General features: G+C 69.2%; 18 protein-coding genes. 6 read left to right on the plus strand and 12 right to left on the minus strand.

What is annotated here, in order from left to right; translation table 11 throughout:
• Window positions 1-15: 15 nt before the first annotated feature.
• Window positions 16-1,032: a polyprenyl synthetase family protein gene (locus tag OG579_RS08250; protein ID WP_045823861.1), complete on the minus strand. Its 1,017-nt coding sequence runs from the start codon at window positions 1,030-1,032 to the stop codon at window positions 16-18.
• Between the two features lie 130 nt (window positions 1,033-1,162).
• On the opposite strand from OG579_RS08250, the gene OG579_RS08255 reads away from it, so the two are divergent.
• The gene (locus tag OG579_RS08255; RefSeq protein ID WP_328858735.1) at window positions 1,163-2,437 is read left to right on the plus strand and encodes a geranylgeranyl reductase family protein; all 1,275 of its coding nucleotides are present in this window, start codon (window positions 1,163-1,165) and stop codon (window positions 2,435-2,437) included.
• Between the two features lie 33 nt (window positions 2,438-2,470).
• Here OG579_RS08255 and OG579_RS08260 read toward each other — a convergent pair whose 3' ends face one another.
• The 5 genes from OG579_RS08260 to OG579_RS08280 all read right to left on the minus strand — a co-directional run bounded on the left by OG579_RS08260 (window position 2,471) and on the right by OG579_RS08280 (window position 7,588).
• Window positions 2,471-3,160 (minus strand): demethylmenaquinone methyltransferase, encoded by a 690-nt coding sequence (locus OG579_RS08260; protein WP_055792901.1) that lies wholly within the window; start codon window positions 3,158-3,160, stop codon window positions 2,471-2,473.
• A 75-nt stretch (window positions 3,161-3,235) separates the two neighbouring features.
• Complete coding sequence (locus OG579_RS08265) at window positions 3,236-4,381, minus strand: glycosyltransferase family 4 protein (protein WP_328858736.1); 1,146 nt, start codon at window positions 4,379-4,381, stop codon at window positions 3,236-3,238.
• Window positions 4,382-4,463: 82 nt separating this feature from the next.
• Window positions 4,464-4,946 carry a DUF3592 domain-containing protein gene (locus OG579_RS08270; RefSeq protein ID WP_045823865.1) on the minus strand — a complete coding sequence of 161 codons (483 nt, stop codon included), beginning with the start codon at window positions 4,944-4,946 and terminating at the stop codon, window positions 4,464-4,466.
• A gap of 57 nt (window positions 4,947-5,003) precedes the next feature.
• A complete protein-coding gene (menD, locus tag OG579_RS08275) occupies window positions 5,004-6,647 on the minus strand; it encodes a 2-succinyl-5-enolpyruvyl-6-hydroxy-3-cyclohexene-1-carboxylic-acid synthase (protein ID WP_328858737.1) in 1,644 nt (547 codons plus the stop codon).
• 158 nt (window positions 6,648-6,805) lie between these two features.
• On the minus strand, window positions 6,806-7,588 hold the full coding sequence (locus OG579_RS08280; protein ID WP_328858738.1) for an SDR family NAD(P)-dependent oxidoreductase: 783 nt from the start codon (window positions 7,586-7,588) through the stop codon (window positions 6,806-6,808).
• Window positions 7,589-7,673: 85 nt separating this feature from the next.
• Between OG579_RS08280 and OG579_RS08285 the strand changes: the two genes are divergently transcribed.
• Complete coding sequence (locus tag OG579_RS08285) at window positions 7,674-8,522, plus strand: helix-turn-helix transcriptional regulator (RefSeq protein WP_328858739.1); 849 nt, start codon at window positions 7,674-7,676, stop codon at window positions 8,520-8,522.
• 55 nt (window positions 8,523-8,577) lie between these two features.
• Here OG579_RS08285 and OG579_RS08290 read toward each other — a convergent pair whose 3' ends face one another.
• The 4 genes from OG579_RS08290 to OG579_RS08305 all read right to left on the minus strand — a co-directional run bounded on the left by OG579_RS08290 (window position 8,578) and on the right by OG579_RS08305 (window position 10,612).
• The gene (locus OG579_RS08290) at window positions 8,578-9,225 is read right to left on the minus strand and encodes a cytochrome b/b6 domain-containing protein (protein WP_328858740.1); all 648 of its coding nucleotides are present in this window, start codon (window positions 9,223-9,225) and stop codon (window positions 8,578-8,580) included.
• Window positions 9,197-9,898, minus strand: coding sequence for a molybdopterin-dependent oxidoreductase (locus tag OG579_RS08295; protein WP_328858741.1), 702 nt, complete (start codon window positions 9,896-9,898; stop codon window positions 9,197-9,199). Before OG579_RS08295 ends, OG579_RS08290 begins: the two co-directional genes overlap by 29 nt.
• A 7-nt stretch (window positions 9,899-9,905) precedes the next feature.
• Window positions 9,906-10,097 carry a hypothetical protein gene (locus OG579_RS08300; RefSeq protein WP_045823869.1) on the minus strand — a complete coding sequence of 64 codons (192 nt, stop codon included), beginning with the start codon at window positions 10,095-10,097 and terminating at the stop codon, window positions 9,906-9,908.
• A gap of 77 nt (window positions 10,098-10,174) precedes the next feature.
• Window positions 10,175-10,612, minus strand: a complete 438-nt coding sequence (locus tag OG579_RS08305) for a MarR family winged helix-turn-helix transcriptional regulator (protein ID WP_045823870.1) — start codon at window positions 10,610-10,612, stop codon at window positions 10,175-10,177.
• A 78-nt stretch (window positions 10,613-10,690) separates the two neighbouring features.
• On the opposite strand from OG579_RS08305, the gene OG579_RS08310 reads away from it, so the two are divergent.
• Both OG579_RS08310 and OG579_RS08315 read left to right on the plus strand, forming a co-directional pair.
• Window positions 10,691-11,839 carry an AbrB family transcriptional regulator gene (locus OG579_RS08310; protein ID WP_328859193.1) on the plus strand — a complete coding sequence of 383 codons (1,149 nt, stop codon included), beginning with the start codon at window positions 10,691-10,693 and terminating at the stop codon, window positions 11,837-11,839.
• On the plus strand, window positions 11,836-13,092 hold the full coding sequence (locus OG579_RS08315; protein WP_328858742.1) for a saccharopine dehydrogenase family protein: 1,257 nt from the start codon (window positions 11,836-11,838) through the stop codon (window positions 13,090-13,092). The genes OG579_RS08310 and OG579_RS08315 overlap by 4 nt, the downstream gene beginning before the upstream one ends.
• 15 nt (window positions 13,093-13,107) lie before the next feature.
• Here OG579_RS08315 and OG579_RS08320 read toward each other — a convergent pair whose 3' ends face one another.
• Window positions 13,108-14,553 (minus strand): sugar transferase, encoded by a 1,446-nt coding sequence (locus OG579_RS08320; RefSeq protein ID WP_408068813.1) that lies wholly within the window; start codon window positions 14,551-14,553, stop codon window positions 13,108-13,110.
• 191 nt (window positions 14,554-14,744) lie between these two features.
• On the minus strand, window positions 14,745-15,362 hold the full coding sequence (locus OG579_RS08325; RefSeq protein WP_328858744.1) for a PaaI family thioesterase: 618 nt from the start codon (window positions 15,360-15,362) through the stop codon (window positions 14,745-14,747).
• A 63-nt stretch (window positions 15,363-15,425) separates the two neighbouring features.
• Here OG579_RS08325 and OG579_RS08330 point away from each other — a divergent pair, with 63 nt between their 5' ends.
• Complete coding sequence (locus OG579_RS08330; protein WP_328858745.1) at window positions 15,426-16,361, plus strand: 1,4-dihydroxy-2-naphthoyl-CoA synthase; 936 nt, start codon at window positions 15,426-15,428, stop codon at window positions 16,359-16,361.
• A 295-nt stretch (window positions 16,362-16,656) separates the two neighbouring features.
• Window positions 16,657-18,171 (plus strand): HNH endonuclease signature motif containing protein, encoded by a 1,515-nt coding sequence (locus OG579_RS08335; protein WP_328858746.1) that lies wholly within the window; start codon window positions 16,657-16,659, stop codon window positions 18,169-18,171.
• Window positions 18,172-18,238 lie beyond the last annotated feature (67 nt).

Genomic DNA, 18,238 nt, shown 5'->3' on the forward strand with positions numbered 1-18,238 from the left:
CGCGAGGCGGAGGGCTCAGCCGATGCGGTCGACGGTGTAGGTCACCAGCGACGTGAGCGCGTCGGTCGACGGGCTGGCCGGCAGCGCGGCGAGCTCGGCGAACGCCTTGTCGGCGTAACCGCGCAGCGTCTCGCGCGCACGATCCATGCCCGGCGAGGCGTTGAGGAGGGTGAGCGCCTCGGTGACGTCGGCGTCGTCGACGAGCGGGATGCGCTCACCGGAGTCGCTGACGAGCAGGGCGCGCAACCGGTCCGCGTCGGGACCGGAGTCGCGCAGCGCGTACAGCACGGGCAGCGTGTGGACCCCCTCGCGGAGGTCGGTGCCCGGGTTCTTGCCGGAGTCGTCGGACTGCGAGCTGATGTCGATGATGTCGTCGGAGACCTGGAACGCGGTGCCGATGGCGTCGCCGAGGCGCGAGAGCCGTTCGATGTCCTCGGAGGCGGCGCCCGAGGTCATCCCGCCGAACCGTCCGGCCGCGGCGATCAGCGACGCCGTCTTCTCCCACACCACACGCAGATAGTGGTCGACGGGGTCGGTGCCGGCCTGGTTGCCGATGGTCTCGCGCATCTGACCGGTGACCAGTTCGGCGAAGGTGTCGGCGATGATGCGCACCGACTCGGGGCCCAGGGTCGAGACGAGACGCGAGGCGCGGGCGAAGAGGAAGTCGCCGGCGAGGATGGCGACGCTGTTGCCCCACCGCGAGTTGGCGCTCACCGTGCCGCGCCGCATGTCGGCCTCGTCCATGACGTCGTCGTGGTAGAGCGTCGCGAGGTGGATCAGCTCGACGACGGTGGCCGCGGTGATGACCTCGGTCGCGTCGGGGCGCGGCCCGAACTGTGCGGCGAGCAGCGCGAACAGCGGGCGGAAACGTTTGCCGCCGGCCTTGGCGAGGTGCGTGGCCGCCTCGGTGAGGAAGTCCTCGCCCGACGACAGCTCGGCGAGGAGCAGCTCCTCGATACGTGCGAGCGAACCGCCGATCTCGTCAGAGAACTGCTCGGAGCCCATGTCGAGCCCCATGAACGTCGTCTTCACGACGCGACTCCCGTGAACCTCGTCCGCACGACTCGGCGCTCCATCTCCCACTGGGTCCCCGACTGATGTCACCGGACCGTCTACGACCGAGCGTAATCGTTGCGTCGAACGTTCGGTGATACTGGATCAGGTGACCTCCATCGCCGACGCGGACCAGCCGTCCCCCGCGCCCCTCCCGACCCACGCCGACGTGCTGGTGGTGGGCGCCGGGCCGGGCGGTTCGGCCACCGCCGCGCACGCCGCGGCGGCGGGCCATGAGGTCGTGTTGCTCGACAACGCCGTGTTCCCACGCGACAAGACCTGCGGTGACGGACTGACCCCGCGCGCGATCGCCGAGATGGAGCACCTGGGCCTGGGCGCCTACCTGTCGTCGCGGCCGAAGATCGTGGGACTGTCGATGCGCGGGTGGGGCGCCTCGCAGCAGATCCGCTGGCCGTCGGGGCGCTTTCCCGCACACGGAAGTGCCGTTGCCCGAACCGAACTCGATGATCGCATCCGTGTCGCCGCCCTCGATCGCGGCGCGACGATGGTGCAGGGCGTCAAGGCGGTCGGCGTGGTCCGTGACGGTGATCGCGTGAGCGCGGTCGAGGTCGTCGGACCAGATGGTCCGGCGCAGATCACGGTCGGTCAGCTCATCGTCGCCGACGGCGTGCGCTCACCGCTCGGACGCGAACTCGGCCGAGAGTGGCACCGCGACACCGCCTATGGCGTCGCGGCACGCGCCTATGTGCGATCCGACCGCGCGGGCGACGAGTGGATGGGGTCCGATCTCGAACTCCACGACGGCGACGGCGGACTGCTCCCCGGGTACGGATGGGTGTTCCCCCTGGGTGCCGACGACGGTCTGGTGAACATCGGTGTCGGTGCGTTGGCGACCGCGAAACGACCGGCGCACATGGCGTTACGGCCGATCGTCGAGCACTACACGAATGCACAGCGCGAGCGCTGGGGGCTGCACGGCGCACCGATGCGGGTCACCTCGGCGCTGCTGCCGATGGGTGGCGCGGTGTCGGGGGTGGCCGGTCGCAACTGGATGCTCGTGGGCGACTGCGCGGCGTGTGTGAACCCGCTCAACGGCGAGGGCATCGACTACGCCATGGAGACCGGCCGCTTCGCCGCGGCGCGCCTCGGCGAACGCGATCACACCGCCGACTGGCCCGCCCTGCTCGCCGACCACTACGGCGCCGCGTTCTCCGCGGCCCGTCGTCTCGCCGGGGTGCTCACCGTGCCGAAGGCGGTGCCGGTGCTGGGACGGCCGGGCATCCGCTCGGCGGCGCTGATGTCGATGGTGGTGCGCGTGATGGGCAATCTGATCACGCCCGAGGACACCGACCTCGTCGCACGCCTGTGGCGCACTGCCGGTCGCGCATCGACGACGATCGACTCCCGACCACCCTTCCGCTGACCGGGCACGTCATCCGCGTCGATCGGGGGGCGGCTACTTGACGGCGCGGTGGAGCGCGGCGATGCCGCCGGTGAGGTTGCGCCAGCGGACGCTGTCGAACCCGGCCGAGGCGATCTTGGTCGCCAGACCCGCCTGATCGGGCCAGGCGCGGATCGACTCGGCGAGGTAGACGTACGCCTCGGGATTGCTCGACACCTTCGTCGCGACCGACGGCAGCGCCTTCATCAGGTACTCCATGTACACCGTGCGGAACGGCCCGAACACCGGCGTCGAGAACTCGCAGATCACCAGTCGCCCAGCCGGTTTCAGCACGCGGTACAGCTCCGCGAGTGCAGTGTCGACCGAGGCGACGTTGCGCAGACCGAACGAGATGGTGGCCGCGTCGAAGCTCTCGTCGGCGAACGGGAGGGTGAGCGCGTCGGCCGCGACCTTCGGCACCGGCCGCTTGTGTCCCGCCTTGAGCATCCCCAGCGAGAAATCGGCGGCGATGCAGTGCGCGCCCGACTGCGCGAGTTCCTCGGTCGAGACGGCCGTACCCGCGGCGAGATCGAGCACGACATCACCCGGTCCGAGACCGAGCGCGTGCCGCGTCGCGGTGCGCCACCCACGGTCCTGCCCGAAGGACAGCACGGTGTTGGTGATGTCGTAGCGGCGCGCGACGCCGTCGAACATCGCGGCGACATCGGCGGGTGCTTTGTCGAGGCCGGCGCGGGTCGAGGTCATGGGCTCAACGTTACGTGGCCATCGGCGCCGAACGCACCGAGAGGCCCACCACACACGGGCCGCGCAGCCCGTGGATCAGGCAGAACGACGCACGCCGAGGCTGCCGGCGCGGCCGAGGACGGCGTCGTAGTGGCCGAGCAGCTGATCGCAGATCGACGGCCACGTCTTGCCCGCGACACCGCGTCGCGCGGCCGCACCGAACTCGGTCCCCACGGACGAGTCGACGAGGGTGTCGACGGCATCGGGCAGGCGCTGCGAGAAGGTCGGCACGTCCAGCAGGTAGCCGGTGCGGAAGTTCGCGATGAGGTCCTTCGGGCCACCGGCGTCGGGGCCGATCACCGGGATGCCGCTGGCCTGCGCCTCCTGCACCGCCTGGCAGAAGGTCTCGTGCTCTCCGGGGTGCACGAAGACGTCCATGCTGGCGTAGGCGCGGGCGAGTTCGAGACCGCCGAGTTCGCCGGTGAACACCGCGTCGGGCATCAGTTTCTCGAGGCGGGCGCGCTCGGGGCCGCCACCGACGATGACGAGTTGCCGATCGCGCCGCCCCGACAGCACCGCGAGGCGCTCGACGTGCTTCTCCGGCGCGAGCCGTCCGACGAACCCGACGATCGGCACACCGTTCGGGCTCCACTGCGCACGCAGGTCGTGGTCGCGGCGATCGGGGTGGAAGCGTTCGGCGTCGACACCGCGACCCCAGCGGAACACGCGCGGAACCCCATGGTCCTGCAGCGCTTTCACCGACACCGTCGACGGCGCGAGCGTACGGTCGCACGCGGCGTGGAGGCGCCGGGTCCACGACCACGCGGCACGCGTCCCGATCCCGATGCCGTAGCTGGCGGCGAATCCGGCGACGTCGGTCTGGAACACCGCGACGGTGGGGATGTCGAGTCGGCGCGCGGCGTGGGCACCGACGGCGCCGATCACAAAGGGCGAGGCGAGGTGGACCACGTCGGGCGCGAAATCGGCCATGGCGCGATAGAGCGAGCGATGCGGCACGCCGACCGGCAGGCTCGACACCTTCGGCACCATCAGCGACGGTACGAGATGTACCGGCACACCGTCGATCTCGCGGGGAGCCGCCGGCATCCCGCGGGGGGTGTCGGGGGCGAAGATCATCGCCTCGTGCCCGTGCGCCGTGAGGTGCTCGCAGACGCGCAACACCGAGTTCACGACACCGTTCATGTTGGGCAGGAAGCTCTCTGCCACTATCGCCACTCGCACGCACCCAGTGTGTGCAGCGCACCTGTCTCCTACGGCACCTCGACGTGACGCCGGCCGTAATGCCCGGTGAACGTCGCGCGGGTCAGTTCACCGGTTGTTCGTCGGGTGCTCGCACGGAATCCGGTGCGGCGGCGGCACCGACGACCCGTCCGCGACGGCGCGTGATCTCGGCGAGCAACACCATCACCACCACGATGAGCAGCCAGGTGTAGCCCACGATCGACACCGCCGGGATGATCGCCAGGCTCGCGTCGCGTCCGGCGACACGCACGAGATCGGGGTTCGTGCTGTCGTACTCGACGCTGATCCGTTGTCCGGCAGTGAGTTCCGTGGGGTAGAAGATGCCGAGGCGAGGGCTGCGGAGTTCGCCGCTCTCGGTGTAGAACCGCACCGTCGACTTCGTGGCGCCCGCGGTCACGACGTCGGCGGTGGCGGTCGCCCTGTGGGCGTCGATCGAGGAGTCGTCGCGGTAACAGCCGGCCACCACCACGATCATCATGATCGTCACGATCGCGCCGATCAGCAGCAGCGTGATCTGCGTGCGTCGCAGGGCGGTGGCGGACATGCGGGCCAGACTACCGACGCGGCCGGCGCGCGGCGGCCACATGCACGACGGGCAGCGTCACAGGCCTGCGCCGATGGCCGCGTGGAGGTCGCGGAGCCGATCACGGTCGGTCGACACCTCGATCACCCGGACCCCGCCGTCGGAATCGGCCGCCAGGGCCGACGGCAAATCCGCCACCGACACCTTGCGGTGCGGCACGGAGAACCCGGCGCACACCGCGGCGAGGTCGGTGCGGTGGGGCGTGCCGAAGACGCGTTCGTAGGCGCCGTCGTACTCGGCTCCGCTGAACCGACGTTCACCCTGCTCGAGCAGCGCGAAGATGCCGCCGCCGTCGTCGTTGGCGACCACGATCGTGAGGTCGCGCGGGCGCGGTTCGGCCGGTCCGATCAGCAGGCCGGTCGCATCGTGCACGAAGGTGAGGTCGCCCATGAACGCGACCGTGCGGCGATCGTCGGCGCTCAGCGCGGCACCGATCGCGGTCGAGACGGTGCCGTCGATGCCGGCCACCCCCCGGTTCGACAGCACCCGGACCTCCGGCGACACGCGCCCGGCCAACGCGACGTCGCGGATGGGGTTCGATGCCCCGACCACGAGTTGTTCGCCCGGATGCATCGCCGCGCTCACCACCCGCGCGACATGCAGGCCGGTCACAGGGCCGGGGCGGTCCAGTTCGGCGTCGACGGAGCCGACCGCGCGCTGGTGGGCGTCGGCGCAGTCCTTGAGCCATTGCTCCGACGGCGTGCCCGACACCACCGCGCGGGTACCGGTCGCGAGCACATTGCCCGAGACGTCGGGCCAGCGCGGTCCGGTCGTCAGGGCGTACACCCGCACGGTCGGGTCGGCCAGCAGCCGCGACACCCCGCGGTGCAGCGTCGGACGACCGCAGATGATCGCCTGCGTGGGGCGCACCAGCCCCAGCGCGAGCGGGTGCAGCGCGGTCTCCGGCGCCGGCGCGGTCGGTTCGGCGACCGTCGGGATGCCGGCGAGCTCGGGGCGTACGCCCGCGCCGTGACCCGACACCACGACGGTCGGTTCGGTCAGGTCGATGTCGACCGGCACGTCGAGGCGGCCGAGGGCGGCCGTGGTCCACGGTGCGCCGTTGTCACGGCCGGCGAATCCGTCGAGCGGGTCGTCGGGTCCCACCCCCGCTTCGGGGACCAGCGGCTCGCGCAGCGGGATGTCGAACTGGACCGGCCCGGGGTTGCCGGTGCGTGCACCGCGTGCGGCGGCCAGGGCGCGCCCGACGCCCGACCGCCACTGGCTGTTGGTGTCGAGGTCCTGCTCGGCGAGCCCGAGGCTGATCGCGAGTCGGACCTGCGTGCCGAAGATGCCGAATTGCTCGATGGTCTGGTTCGCACCCGATCCGAGCAGCTCATAGGGCCGGTTGGCACTCACCACGATCAGCGGGACCCGCGCGTAGTTGGCCTCGAAGACCGCCGGGCTCACGTTGGCGACGGCGGTACCGCTGGTCATCACGATCGGCACCGGCTGCCCGGACGCCACGGCCAGACCCAGCGCGAGGAAACCCGCGGTCCGCTCGTCGATCCGCACGTGCAGGCGGATCCGGCCGGCGGTGTCGGCGGCGTGCAGCGCGAAGGCGAGCGGCGCGTTACGCGACCCGGGGCACAGGACCGCCTCGCGTACGCCGCCTCGGATCATCTCGTCGACGATCACGCGGGCCTGCACGGTGGACGGGTTCATCTGACCAGGTTAACGACAGATCACCGGTGGTCGACGCGATGTCGGCCACACCCTCGCCCCGCCAGTTGGGCACGTAAGTCCGTCAGTTGGGCACGTAAGTCCGCCAGTTGGGCACATACGGACGTCGAGTGGGCACCCTCGGCGTCCGTATCCCGCGCTCAGGCCCCGCCGCCGCCGTCGACCGGCAGGATCGCACCGGTGACCATCGAGGCGCGGTCGCTGAGCAACCACGCGGCCGCCTCCGCGACTTCACGCGGCTCGGCCATACGGCCCATCGGGGACGCCGCGATCGTCGCGTCGATCACACCCGGCGACCGCGCGTCCCAGTCGAGCATCATCTCGGTGGTGGTGCCGCCAGGGGTGATGGCGTTGACCCGGATGCCGTCCGGAGCCCAACTGACCGCGGCCGACTCGGTGATGCTGTTCAGCGCGCGCTTCATGGCGCCGTAGGCGGGGAGCATCGGGTTGGCGCGGCGACTACCGATACTCGACGTGTTCACGATCGCCCCGCCACTGCTGCTGCGCATCAGGGCGACCTCGGCGGTCATCGCGACCCAGTGCGCCCGGAAATTCACGGTGAACTGGTCGTCGATGTCGATGTCGCTGGTGGTGTCGAGCGGACCGGGCTGCTGCACGATGCCGCCGTTGTTGAAAGCACCGTCGAGCCGGCCGTGCAGATCGGCGACACGTCCGACCGCGGCGCGGATACTCGCGGCCTCAGCGAGATCCACGGTCACGGCGTCGGCGACACCGCCGTCGGCCCTGATCTCGGCGACGATGCGTTCGAGTGCGTCGGTGCTGCGGGCGGCGAGGACGACCGACGCCCCTTCCGCCGCGAAGAGGCGGGCGGCCGCTGCACCGATGCCGCGACTCGCGCCGGTGATGAAGATGACCTTGCCTGCCAGCAGTCCGATGGGCGTGCGGTTGTGAGAGTTCGTCATGACACCAGCGTGGGACGACGACCCGATCGTATGCAGGCACAGTCGGTACTACCCTGCGCCGTCGCGGGGCGCGCACACTCGAGACATGGACAAGCAGGAGTTGGGTACCTTCCTCCGCAGCCGACGTGAACGCCTTCGGCCCGAGGATGTCGGGCTGCCCGCGGGCCCACGGCGACGCACGCCGGGTCTACGTCGCGAGGAGATCGCCGTGCTCGCGCACATCTCCACCGAGTACTACGTACGGCTCGAACAGGGCCGGGCCCCACGCCCGTCCGCTGAGGTGCTCGCCGGGATCGTCGGAGCGCTCCGGCTCACTGGTCCCGAGTCCGAGCACCTCCATCTTCTTGCCGGCACCGCCCCGAACCGACCAAATCTGCACTCTCGAGAGGTGCGACCGAGCATCGTGGAACTCCTGCATCGCATTCCGGCGACCGCGGGGTTCGTGATGTCCGCGGCATTCGACGTACTCGCCTGGAACGATCTCGCCGCGGCGCTGATGGAGAACTTCGCCGCCCGGCGCCCAGACGACCGGAACCTGGCCCGAAACGCCTTCGTGCCGCGTGCGAGCGAGGACGAGCCGCTCTACGGCATATCCGACGCAGCCGAATTCCGACAGAGCGCTGTGATGGAACTGCGCACTGCGTCGGCTCGCTATCCCGACGACCCCTCGATCCGAGCGCTGGTCGACGAACTACGCAGCGGCAGTGACGAATTCGCGCGTCTCTGGGACCGCAACGACGTGCAACCACCATCGATGCTCACCAAGACTTTTCGTCACCCCGTCGTCGGCGAGGTCACCCTCGACTGCAATGTCCTGCACCTCGCCGACTGCGACCAGCGCCTGGTGCTCTACACAGCGCCCGTCGGATCTGCCGCCGCCGAGAGCCTTGCGTTCCTCGGAGCGCTCGGCGCAGACAGTGTCGCAGCCCGCTGACCCACGGTGACGACACCACGTGGCGCCGAATGCGCACCGGCGATCTACGCCCTACTCATGAGGGGTCGGAGTCGGGCGTGCTGCGACCGACACCCATCTCCCGCGCCCACTCGCCGTGTTCCTTGCGGGCCCAGCTCGCCGAGACGCGACCGGTGCGCATGCCACGACGCGCCTCGGGGTCACCGAAGGCGAAGGCCATGTGTCCGAGGACGAGCAGTCCGACACCGAACGCGAACCAGTCGTGGGCGAAGGTCGCCCCGGTGCGATACGAGAGACCCACCAGCGACGGGAAGTACATCAGCACCCCGGTCACGAAAAGCACGATGATCGACCCGGCCGACAGGGCACCGTTGAGCTTCTGTCCGGCGTTGAACTTCCCCACCGGGATGGTGCCGTCGCGACGCGTCTTCGACCGCAACCACCGACGGTCGGTCGGCGCGAAACGGTTCAGCCGACGCAGGTCGTCGCGATACGACGACGACGCCAAGCCCACCAGGATCGGCACCGGAAGCGCGAAACCCGCGTACACGTGCACGATCTCGACGATCTGTCGGTGCCCGACGAGCACCGCCAACGACGAGACGTACAGGATGGCCGCGGTCACGATGCACGCGATCATCAGCACTGCGACCGTGCGGTGCACCCAGCGGGCGGTCGGGCCGAAGCGGGGGACGTCAGTCGTCGATGGTGCCGTCGAGGTCATACCCGCGCCTTTCCCAATAGCCGGGGATCTCCTGGGTCGTCAGCTCGATACCCGACAACCACTTCGTGCTCTTGTAGCCGTACTGCCCGCCGACGTACATCCGCACCGGGCCGCCGTGGTCGTGCGTGACGGGGGCGTCGAGCATCCGCAGCGCGACGATCACGTCGTCGCCTCGCGCCTTGTCCATTGGCAGGCTCTCGGTGTACGTCCCGTCGAACGAGCGGAAGCGCACCGCGGTCGCCGTCCGCTTCGGGTCGGCGCGGTCGAGCAGCGTCGACAGCCGCACGCCACTCCAGGCGACGTCGGGCACGGTCCAACCGGTCACGCAGTGGAAGGTCTGGGTGAACGCCGTCTGCGGCAGCTGCGCGAGCTGCGCCATCGTGTACTCGGCCGGTGTCGCCACCTCGCCACCGACGCTCAGCCGATAGTCGGTCGCCGACTTCTCCCGCACCGATCCGACGACGGAGTAGAAGCGGAAGTTGTTGCCCAGCGGCAGCAGCGCGAGAAGGCCGGTGGGGTCGCGAACCTGTGCCGGCGCAAGCAGTTTCGAGAGTCCGTCCTGGGCGGCGGGTCCGGCGACGATGCCGAGTCCGCCGAGTCCGATCAGCCCGAGGATCACCCGGCGACCCACCGGCGTGCCGGTGGTGCGGGTGTCCCGATCGGGCGAGTCCACGAGGTCGCTACCGGAGCTTGCCGCGCACACCGACCACCACGAGCGCGAGACCCACGATCACGATGATCGGCCCGAGCACCGACCACAGCACGGTGTCGCTCATGGCGCTGCCCTCGAGCACGCCGAAGCCCTGCAGGGCGAACACGAGTCCGAAGAGCGCGAGGACCACTCCGACGACGGCGACGATGGGTTTGCGCATGTCGTCGAGGGTACGCGTGCGCCGCAGGGGCTCAACCGATGTGAACGACGGCCCAACTGGCGGGGTGGGGTCGGGCGTCAGCGACCGCGGTCGCTGGCGAGGCGTTCGAAGAGGGGGACGCAGAGCATCATCAGCCCGCGTTCGGTGTCGTCGAAGTTGTCGGCGAACGATTGCGCGAGCCAGGCGTCGCGCTGGGCGCGGTCGTCGAGGATGAGGGCGCGGCCTGCCTCGGTGAGTTCGACGAGCTGCCGCCGACGGTCGACAGGATCGGTGCGACGGACGATGAGACCGCCGTCGTCGAGCTTGTTCATGCTCACCGTGAGCGACTGCACGCGGACGTGCATCCGGTCGGCGAGTTCGGCGACGGTGGTGGTGCCCGATCGATCGAGATAGCCCAGCACGGTGATCTGTGTAAGTGGGAGGCCGTGGTCGGGTCGATGGGTTCGCGCGGCGCGCGCAACGGACATGATCGCCTCGCGCAGACGGGTCGCCGCGGCGACGTCGATCGTGGTCATGGCAAGACAATAGTTGACATTTACCGGCCAGTCACGGGTTTACATCGCGGTATTACCAAGCATAGTCTTGGCATCATGGTGTGGCGCTGGCTCGGACTGATCGTGGTGACCGCGGCGGCGACCGTGGTTCTGGACGAACTGTCGGTGCCGTCGGCGGCCCTGTTCGCGGGGCTCGTGGTGGCCGCCGCCCTCGCGCTCGCGGGTCTCGCCCCGCGCGAACGGCACCTCTCCGACGGCGCGGGGACGAAGCCACCGCTCCCCCGTCCGATCGGCATCGCCGGGCAGGGCGTGCTCGGCGTCTACATCGGCACGATGGTGCAGCCGTCGGTGCTGGCCGGCCTCGCCGACTCATGGCTCCCGGTGATCGTGATCGCACTCGGGACGCTGGTGTTGTCGGTCGCGGGCGGGGCGCTGCTCGGCCTGCACCGGCGCGTCGACCCGCTCACCGGGTCGCTGGCCCTCGTCGCGGGCGGCGCATCCGGTCTGGTCGCGCTCACCCGCGAACTCGGCGGCGACGAACGGATGGTCGCCGTCGTGCAGTACGTCCGCGTCGGTCTGGTCACCGTGAGCCTGCCGATCGTGGCGACCACCGTGTTCGGGGCGCACACCGGTTCGGCGACGTCCACGCACTCGGCGTCGGCAGGCGATCAACTCTGGGGCCTGCTCCTCTGCGCCGGCGCGATAGCCGTCGGTATCACCGTGGGTCGCCTGATCCGACTCCCGGCCGCCGGCCTGCTCGGACCGCTGATCGTCACCGTCGTCGCCGAGCTGACCGGCGTCGCGGGCAGCGCGGCGGTCCCCGTCGTGCTCGTGACGGCCGGATACGCGGTCATCGGGTGGCAGGCCGGTCTCGGCTTCACCCAGGAGAGCCTGCGCGCGATCGGTCGCGTCCTCCCCCACGCCGTCGTCCTCATCGTCCTCATCGGCGTCGGCAGCGCGGGACTCGGTGCGGCACTGAGCGTCTGGACGGGTGAGTCGATGTTCGACGGGTACCTCGCGACGACACCCGGTGGCATCTACGCCGTGCTGGCCGCGGCCGCGGCGTCGGGATCCAACATCACCTTCGTGCTCGCATCGCAGATCGTGCGCGTGCTGCTGATGTTGTTCGTCGCCCCGTTCGCCGCGCGGCTGTACAACCGCTGGCGGCTCCGCCGCGACAACCGCAGGGCCGGGCAGCCCGCGCTGGTGTCTGCGGCCGACGAGCCGGTCTACCCTCATGTGTCATGACCGATTCCTCTCGTGAGTTCGATGTCGTCGTGTTCGGGGCCACCGGTTTCGTGGGCGTCCTCACCGCCGATTACCTGGCCCGGCACGCTCCCGCAGGCACCCGCATCGCGCTGGCCGGTCGCAGCCAGGACAAGTTGACGAAGGCACGCAGCACCCTGCCCGCCTCGGCGCAGGACTGGCCACTCATCGTCGCCGACGCCGATTCCGCATCGTCGCTCGATGCGATGGCCGCCCGCACCCGCGTCGTCTGCACCACCGTCGGCCCCTACCTGAAGTACGGCGAGCTGGTGCTGGCCGCCACGGTGAACGCCGGATCCGATTACGTCGACCTCACCGGCGAGGTGCCGTTCGTGCGGTACTCCATCGACAAGTTCGGCGAGCAGGCCGAGGCGAACGGTGCGCGCATCGTGCACTCGTGCGGGTTCGATTCGGTGCCGTCCGACATCGGCGTCTACCTGCTCCACAAGGCGGTGTCCGAGGCCGGCGAGGGCGAGCTCACCGACACCACCCTGGTCGTCAGCTCGTTCGCGGGCGGCGTCTCCGGCGGCACCGTCGACTCCATGCGCGTCATCGCCACCGAGGCCCGCAACCCCGAGACGCGCCGCATCCTGCTCGATCCCCAGGCCCTGTCGACCGGCCCGGGCGAGCACCGGCTGCGCACCGCGGTCAAGCAGCCCAGCGACGCCATGATCGTCAAGGGTTCGAGCATCGACCCGTCGATCAAGGGCACGCTGGCGCCGTTCGTGATGGCCGCACACAACACCCGCATCGTGCGCCGCACCAACGCGCTGCTCGGCAACGCCTACGGAGCGAACTTCCGCTACGGCGAGGCGATGGCCGTCGGTAAGAACCCGGTGCTGTCCGCTGCGACCGCGGGTCTGGTCAGCGTCGGGCTCGGCGGGTTCCTCGGCCTCATGGCGATGGCTCCGACCCGCAAGGTCCTCGATCGCATCCTGCCCAAGGCGGGCGACGGACCGAGCGAGAAGACCCGCGAGAACGGCCATTTCACCGTCGACGTCTACACCCGCACCACCACCGGCAAGCGCTTCAAGTCCCGCGTCAAGGCTCAGGGCGACCCCGGCTACAAGGCGACCGCGGTCATGCTCGGCGAGAGCGCACTCACCCTGGCCCTCGACCGCGACAAGCTGCCGAACCGCACCGGCGTGCTCACCCCGGCAGCGGCCATGGGCGACGCCCTCGTCGACCGCCTCCGCAGCGCGGGTCTCACCCTCGAGGCCGGTCCGCTCGCCTGAGACGGCGCGCGGTGGTCAGTACGCGCCCGAGCGACCGATCACCGCGCGCACGGTCCGCCACACGATCATCGCGTCGGTCATGGCCGACCAGTTCTCGACGTAGGTGAGATCGAGCCGTACCGACTCCTCCCACGACAGGTCCGATCGTCCCGACACCTGCCAGAGCCCGGTGATCCCGGGTTTCACCAGCATGCGGCGCACCACCGGCCCCTCGTACCTCTCCACCTCGGCGGGCAGCGGCGGGCGCGGGCCGACCAGGCTCATCGATCCGCCGAGCACGTTGAACAGCTGCGGCAGCTCGTCGAGGCTGAAGCGCCGGATCACCTTGCCGACGCGGGTCACCCGCGGGTCGTCGCGGATCTTGAACAGCAGCCCCTCGCCCTCGTTGAGCACCGAGAGGTCGGCGAGGCGTGTGTCGGCACCCACCTCCATCGACCGGAACTTCCACATGCGGAACGGCACGTTGTTGATGCCGATGCGCTCGGCCTTGTAGAACACCGGCCCTCGGGAATCGAGCTTCACCGCCACCGCGCACGCCACCATCACCGGCGCGGCGAGCACCAGGGCCGTGAGCGCACCGGCCTTGTCGACGAGGACCTTGGCCAGTCGGTTCGCGCCGTGATAGCTGGGCTTGTCGACGTGGAGCAGCGGCAGTCCGGCGACCGGACGCACCAGCATCCGCGGTCCGGCGACGTCCATCACGCCCGGGTCGACCAGCATGTCGACGTGGAGACCCTCGAGTTCCCAGGACAGTTCGCGCATCGCCGAGTGTCCGAGCACCTCGGCCGAGGTGACCGCGACGGTGGTGGCACGCGACTCCAGCACTGCGCGGCGCGCCTCGGTGAACTCGCCGAGCACCGGCACGCTGCGCGCGCCCACGTCGACGGTCTCGTACCGCGAGGTCTCCTCGGGTGACACACACACTCCGACCACCTCGAACCCCAGGGACGGATTCCGGTCGAGGTGGGCGATCAGCGGGCGCGCCGAGACGGCACTGCCGACCACCACCACGTGGCTCATGCACTTGCGGTGGCGACGCTCGCGCATCAGCACGACACGCAACAGGAGGTGGGTCAGCAGCAGCAGACAGGTGCCGAGCGGGAACGCGATGGCAATGAACCCGCGGGCGATGTTGAGCTTGAAGAGCAGGTCGATGATCGCCAGCACCCCGAACACCAGGAAGCTGGCCTTGATCACGCGACTGAACTCCGCGGGCCCGGATCCGAGGATGCGGAGGTCGGCGACACGGCACACGTTGAGCGTGGCGATCCAGAGGAAGCTCACCAGTCCCGAGACCATGAACACCGGCGCCTGCGTCGATGCGACGGGCACGGTTGGGCTGATCCCGAAGCGGATCACCTGGGCGGCCACCACCGCGATCACGACGACGACGGCGTCGGCCCACAGCAGGCGGGTCCGGTGCCGATCGGCCCATGTCTGCATCCGTTGACGGGTCTGCATCCGCTCGCGGGAACCGATGTGCGCCGTCGACCGGGCTCGTTCGGATCCCGTCTTCACGTCTGACGTCACTTGGCTCCCCCCAGACACCCGCTCGCGCGAATCGCTCGTCCCACGCAATTCACTGATGACGGTATTTCACCGAGGCGCCCGTGTCGCGCCGACGACCGTCGATTGGAACGATCGGATGAAGGTCAGGGTTGTCCGGGGTTCAGTGCGATGAACAGTCCGTCGGCCTCGGCGCAGAGCCGGTCACCGTCGCGCATCTGGGCGGCGACGAAGATCTTGCGGCCGTCGACCTTCGTCACCTGCGTGGTCACCGAGAGATCGGTGTAGAGCGGCGTGATCGACCGGTAGTTGACCGTGAGATACGCGGTACGGGTGACCTTTCCGGTCGCCAGGGCACCGGTCATGCCGAGCAGGTCGTCGAAGGCGGTGCCGATGTAGCCGCCGTGCGCCGCGTTGTTGCCGCCGAGGTGGAACCGCGTGAACCGCAGTGTCGCATCGACTCCCGTCGCGTCGGCACGGTTCACCAGGTACGGCGGCAGCGTGATGTTACCGCGCGCCGGCAGGTCGATCCTGGTGCCCGACGGCGAGTTCCACTCGTCGATGGCTACCGCCTCGAGCTTGGCGTTGATCGTCGCCAACTCGTCGATGAGGTCGTCGACCAGCTCCTCGGTCGGCATCGCCGCCCGTACCCGGTCCATGAACAGACGCGCCGACTCCACGAACTCGCCGTAGCGCGGGCCGCCCTTGTCGACGCTGATCGCCATGTCGGTGCGGAAACCGCCCTCGTGCTGCTCATCGGTCATCTGCGCAACGTTATCGACCCAGGTGAGAGAGCCGGACAGGGGCCACCACTACGGTGGGAAACCATGAGTGACGACTCCGGGAACCCCTTCACCGCTGAGCACTGGAGCGCGGTGAGCGGCTTCGACGACCTCACCGACATCACCTATCACCGCCATGTCGGTCCGGGTCGCGAGAACGGCATCGTGCGAATCGCTTTCGACCGCCCCGAGGTGCGCAACGCGTTCCGGCCGCATTCGGTCGACGAGCTGTACCGCACCCTCGATCACGCCCGCCGCAGCCCCGACGTGGGCACCATCCTGCTCACCGGCAACGGCCCGAGCGCCAAGGACGGCGGATGGGCGTTCTGCAGCGGCGGCGATCAGCGCATCCGGGGCCGGTCGGGCTATCAGTACGCCGGGGGCGAGACCACCGACACCGTCGACACCGCCCGCGTGCAGGCCGAGGGCGGTCGGCTGCACATCCTCGAGGTGCAGCGGCTCATCCGCACCATGCCGAAGGTCGTCATCGCCGTGGTCAACGGCTGGGCCGCCGGTGGCGGGCACTCGCTGCACGTGGTGTGCGACCTCACCATCGCCTCGCGCCAGCACGCTCGGTTCAAGCAGACCGATGCCGACGTCGGCTCGTTCGACGCCGGCTACGGCAGCGCCTACCTCGCCAAGCAGGTCGGTCAGAAGTTCGCGCGTGAGATCTTCTTCCTCGGTCGCGCCTACGACGCCGAGACGATGCAGCGCATGGGTGCGGTGAACGAGGTCGTCGACCACGCCGATCTCGAGGACACCGCCATCGAGTTCGCCCGGGCGATCAACGCCAAATCACCGACGGCACAGCGCATGCTGAAGTTCGCGTTCAACCTCACCGACGACGGGCTGATGGGCCAGCAGGTGTTCGCCGGCGAGGCCACCCGCCTCGCCTACATGACCGACGAGGCCGTCGAGGGCCGCGACGCCTTCCTCGAGAAGCGCGACCCGAACTGGGACCCGTTCCCCTACTACTACTGACCGGTGGCTGACTGTCCGGCGGCTGTGCTGACTGTGCGGAAACGGCCGTCGAGTGTGTGACCCGCGGTTGCTGACTGTGTGGAAACGGTCGTCGAGTGTGCTGACAGCTCACCGTGAGCCGACGACGAGACAACGCACACTCGGCGTCCGGCTTCCGCACCGTCAGCGGCAGTAGAACGCAACCACCCACCCGAAATACACTCACGTTCAACACTATTCACGATAATCAATCATCCACACCTCGAACACGCGTGCTAGAATAAACGTACAGTCACACCTGGGGAGGGGGCAGTCAGTGAGCGATCTCGTGGCGAAATACGCTGCCCTGCAAGCCCTGGTGAAGGAGATCGCGAGAGAGACCTCAGACGCCCACGACGACGAGACCGTCGCACAATTGGCGATCGACCACCACACCGTTGTCCGCCAATTCGAATCCATCGGCAACCAGCGAATTCTCGAGGTCTCCGACCGCGACGCCCACCGCGCCGTCGGATGCGTGACCGTCACCGAGTTCCTGCAGACCAAGCTGCGCATCACCCACCCCAAGAAACGGCTACAGGCGGTGCAGGCGTTGGAACCCATGCACGCGATGACCGGTGAGAAACTGCCACCCGTCTGCCCGAACACCGCTCGCGAGTTGGCCGCCGGCACGATCGGCCCCGATCACGTACACGCGGTGTTGGACGTGTTGAAGAAGATCCCCTCGGCCGTCGATGTGGAACAGCGGGCGCGGGCCGAGGAAGTCCTGGCCGAATTCGCGACAACGTTGACGCCCAAAGAGATCACCGCCGCCGGTGTCCGGATCCTGGCGCACCTCGATCCCGACGGAACCCTCACCGACGACCGCGACCGCGCACGGAACCGGAAACTGAACCTCGGCTGCCAAGACAGCCAGTTGATGTCGAAACTCACCGCCACACTCGATCCGATCACGCGGGCCCTGTTCGATGTGGTGCTCGCCAAGTGGGCGGCGCCGGGGATGAACAACCCCGATGACGAGCTGTCCCCGATCGGTGACGGCAGTGACATCGACTCCAACCTCCTCCGCGAAGCTGCGGATCGGGACCATCGATCGCAGAGCCAACGGAACCACGACGCGTTCAAGGCCCTCTTGCATGCCGCGGTCAACGGTGGCCTGCTCGGCGGCTCGCATCGTGGATTGCCGCCACAGATCATCGTCTCCATCACCGACGCACAGCTCCGGGAGCACGCAGGCGTCGCACGCACCGCCACCGGTTCCGACCTCCCGATCAGCGACGTCGTGAAACTCGCTGCCGACGCCCAGCCGCATCTCGCTGTGTTCAGTGACGTCACGAACGAACCGCTGTTCTTCGGCCGCAATCGTCGCCTCGCCTCACAGGCGCAACGGTTGATGGCCTTCGCGCAGTACAAGGGATGCAGCAAAGACGACTGCACGACGCCGTTCGCACACACCGAAATGCACCACGCCGAAGCCGACTGGGCCGACGGCGGAAACACCGACTCTCCGCACCTGGCACCCGCCTGTGGTCGACACAACCGGGCCGTCGGCAGCGAACCGTATCAGTGGAGCACCGAAAAGATCGCCGACGGCCCCGACCGCGGCCGCTACGGCTGGCGCCGCAACGCCGACCCACCCGAGACCCTTCGCGCCAACCAGCTCCACCGCATCGACGAACTGCTACAACAGCATTCGCCCGACATCGTCGAACCGCGACCGCCAGTCAGCGACATCGAACACCAGCTCGCCCAAGTCGCAGCCGAGCGGTTACCGCGTGCCCCGCGCAACGACATCACCTGGCCACAGGACATGGGCTTCGACGCAGCGTGAACGCGGGGTGATCCGGCGAACGCGGGTTCCCCGGCGCCCGCGTCCACCGATTCGCCCCGCGAACGCT

Origin of the sequence: Williamsia herbipolensis (assembly GCF_036153515.1) — a bacterium.
GTDB classification, from domain to species: Bacteria; Actinomycetota; Actinomycetes; order Mycobacteriales; family Mycobacteriaceae; genus Williamsia_A; species Williamsia_A herbipolensis.

What these genes read in the sequence shown, in the direction of transcription:
- OG579_RS08260 (WP_055792901.1), bottom strand. Translation starts at nt 3,160, where the DNA reads ATGACCTCGACCCGCGCCGGCCTCGACAAAGCACCCGCCGATGTCGCC.
- OG579_RS08270 (WP_045823865.1), bottom strand. Translation starts at nt 4,946, where the DNA reads ATGTCCGCCACCGCCCTGCGACGCACGCAGATCACGCTGCTGCTGATC.
- menD (WP_328858737.1), bottom strand. Translation starts at nt 6,647, where the DNA reads ATGAACCCGTCCACCGTGCAGGCCCGCGTGATCGTCGACGAGATGATC.
- OG579_RS08280 (WP_328858738.1), bottom strand. Translation starts at nt 7,588, where the DNA reads ATGACGAACTCTCACAACCGCACGCCCATCGGACTGCTGGCAGGCAAG.
- OG579_RS08285 (WP_328858739.1), top strand. Translation starts at nt 7,674, where the DNA reads ATGGACAAGCAGGAGTTGGGTACCTTCCTCCGCAGCCGACGTGAACGC.
- OG579_RS08290 (WP_328858740.1), bottom strand. Translation starts at nt 9,225, where the DNA reads ATGACCTCGACGGCACCATCGACGACTGACGTCCCCCGCTTCGGCCCG.
- OG579_RS08300 (WP_045823869.1), bottom strand. Translation starts at nt 10,097, where the DNA reads ATGCGCAAACCCATCGTCGCCGTCGTCGGAGTGGTCCTCGCGCTCTTC.
- OG579_RS08305 (WP_045823870.1), bottom strand. Translation starts at nt 10,612, where the DNA reads ATGACCACGATCGACGTCGCCGCGGCGACCCGTCTGCGCGAGGCGATC.
- OG579_RS08315 (WP_328858742.1), top strand. Translation starts at nt 11,836, where the DNA reads ATGACCGATTCCTCTCGTGAGTTCGATGTCGTCGTGTTCGGGGCCACC.
- OG579_RS08320 (WP_408068813.1), bottom strand. Translation starts at nt 14,553, where the DNA reads ATGCAGACCCGTCAACGGATGCAGACATGGGCCGATCGGCACCGGACC.
- OG579_RS08325 (WP_328858744.1), bottom strand. Translation starts at nt 15,362, where the DNA reads ATGACCGATGAGCAGCACGAGGGCGGTTTCCGCACCGACATGGCGATC.
- OG579_RS08330 (WP_328858745.1), top strand. Translation starts at nt 15,426, where the DNA reads ATGAGTGACGACTCCGGGAACCCCTTCACCGCTGAGCACTGGAGCGCG.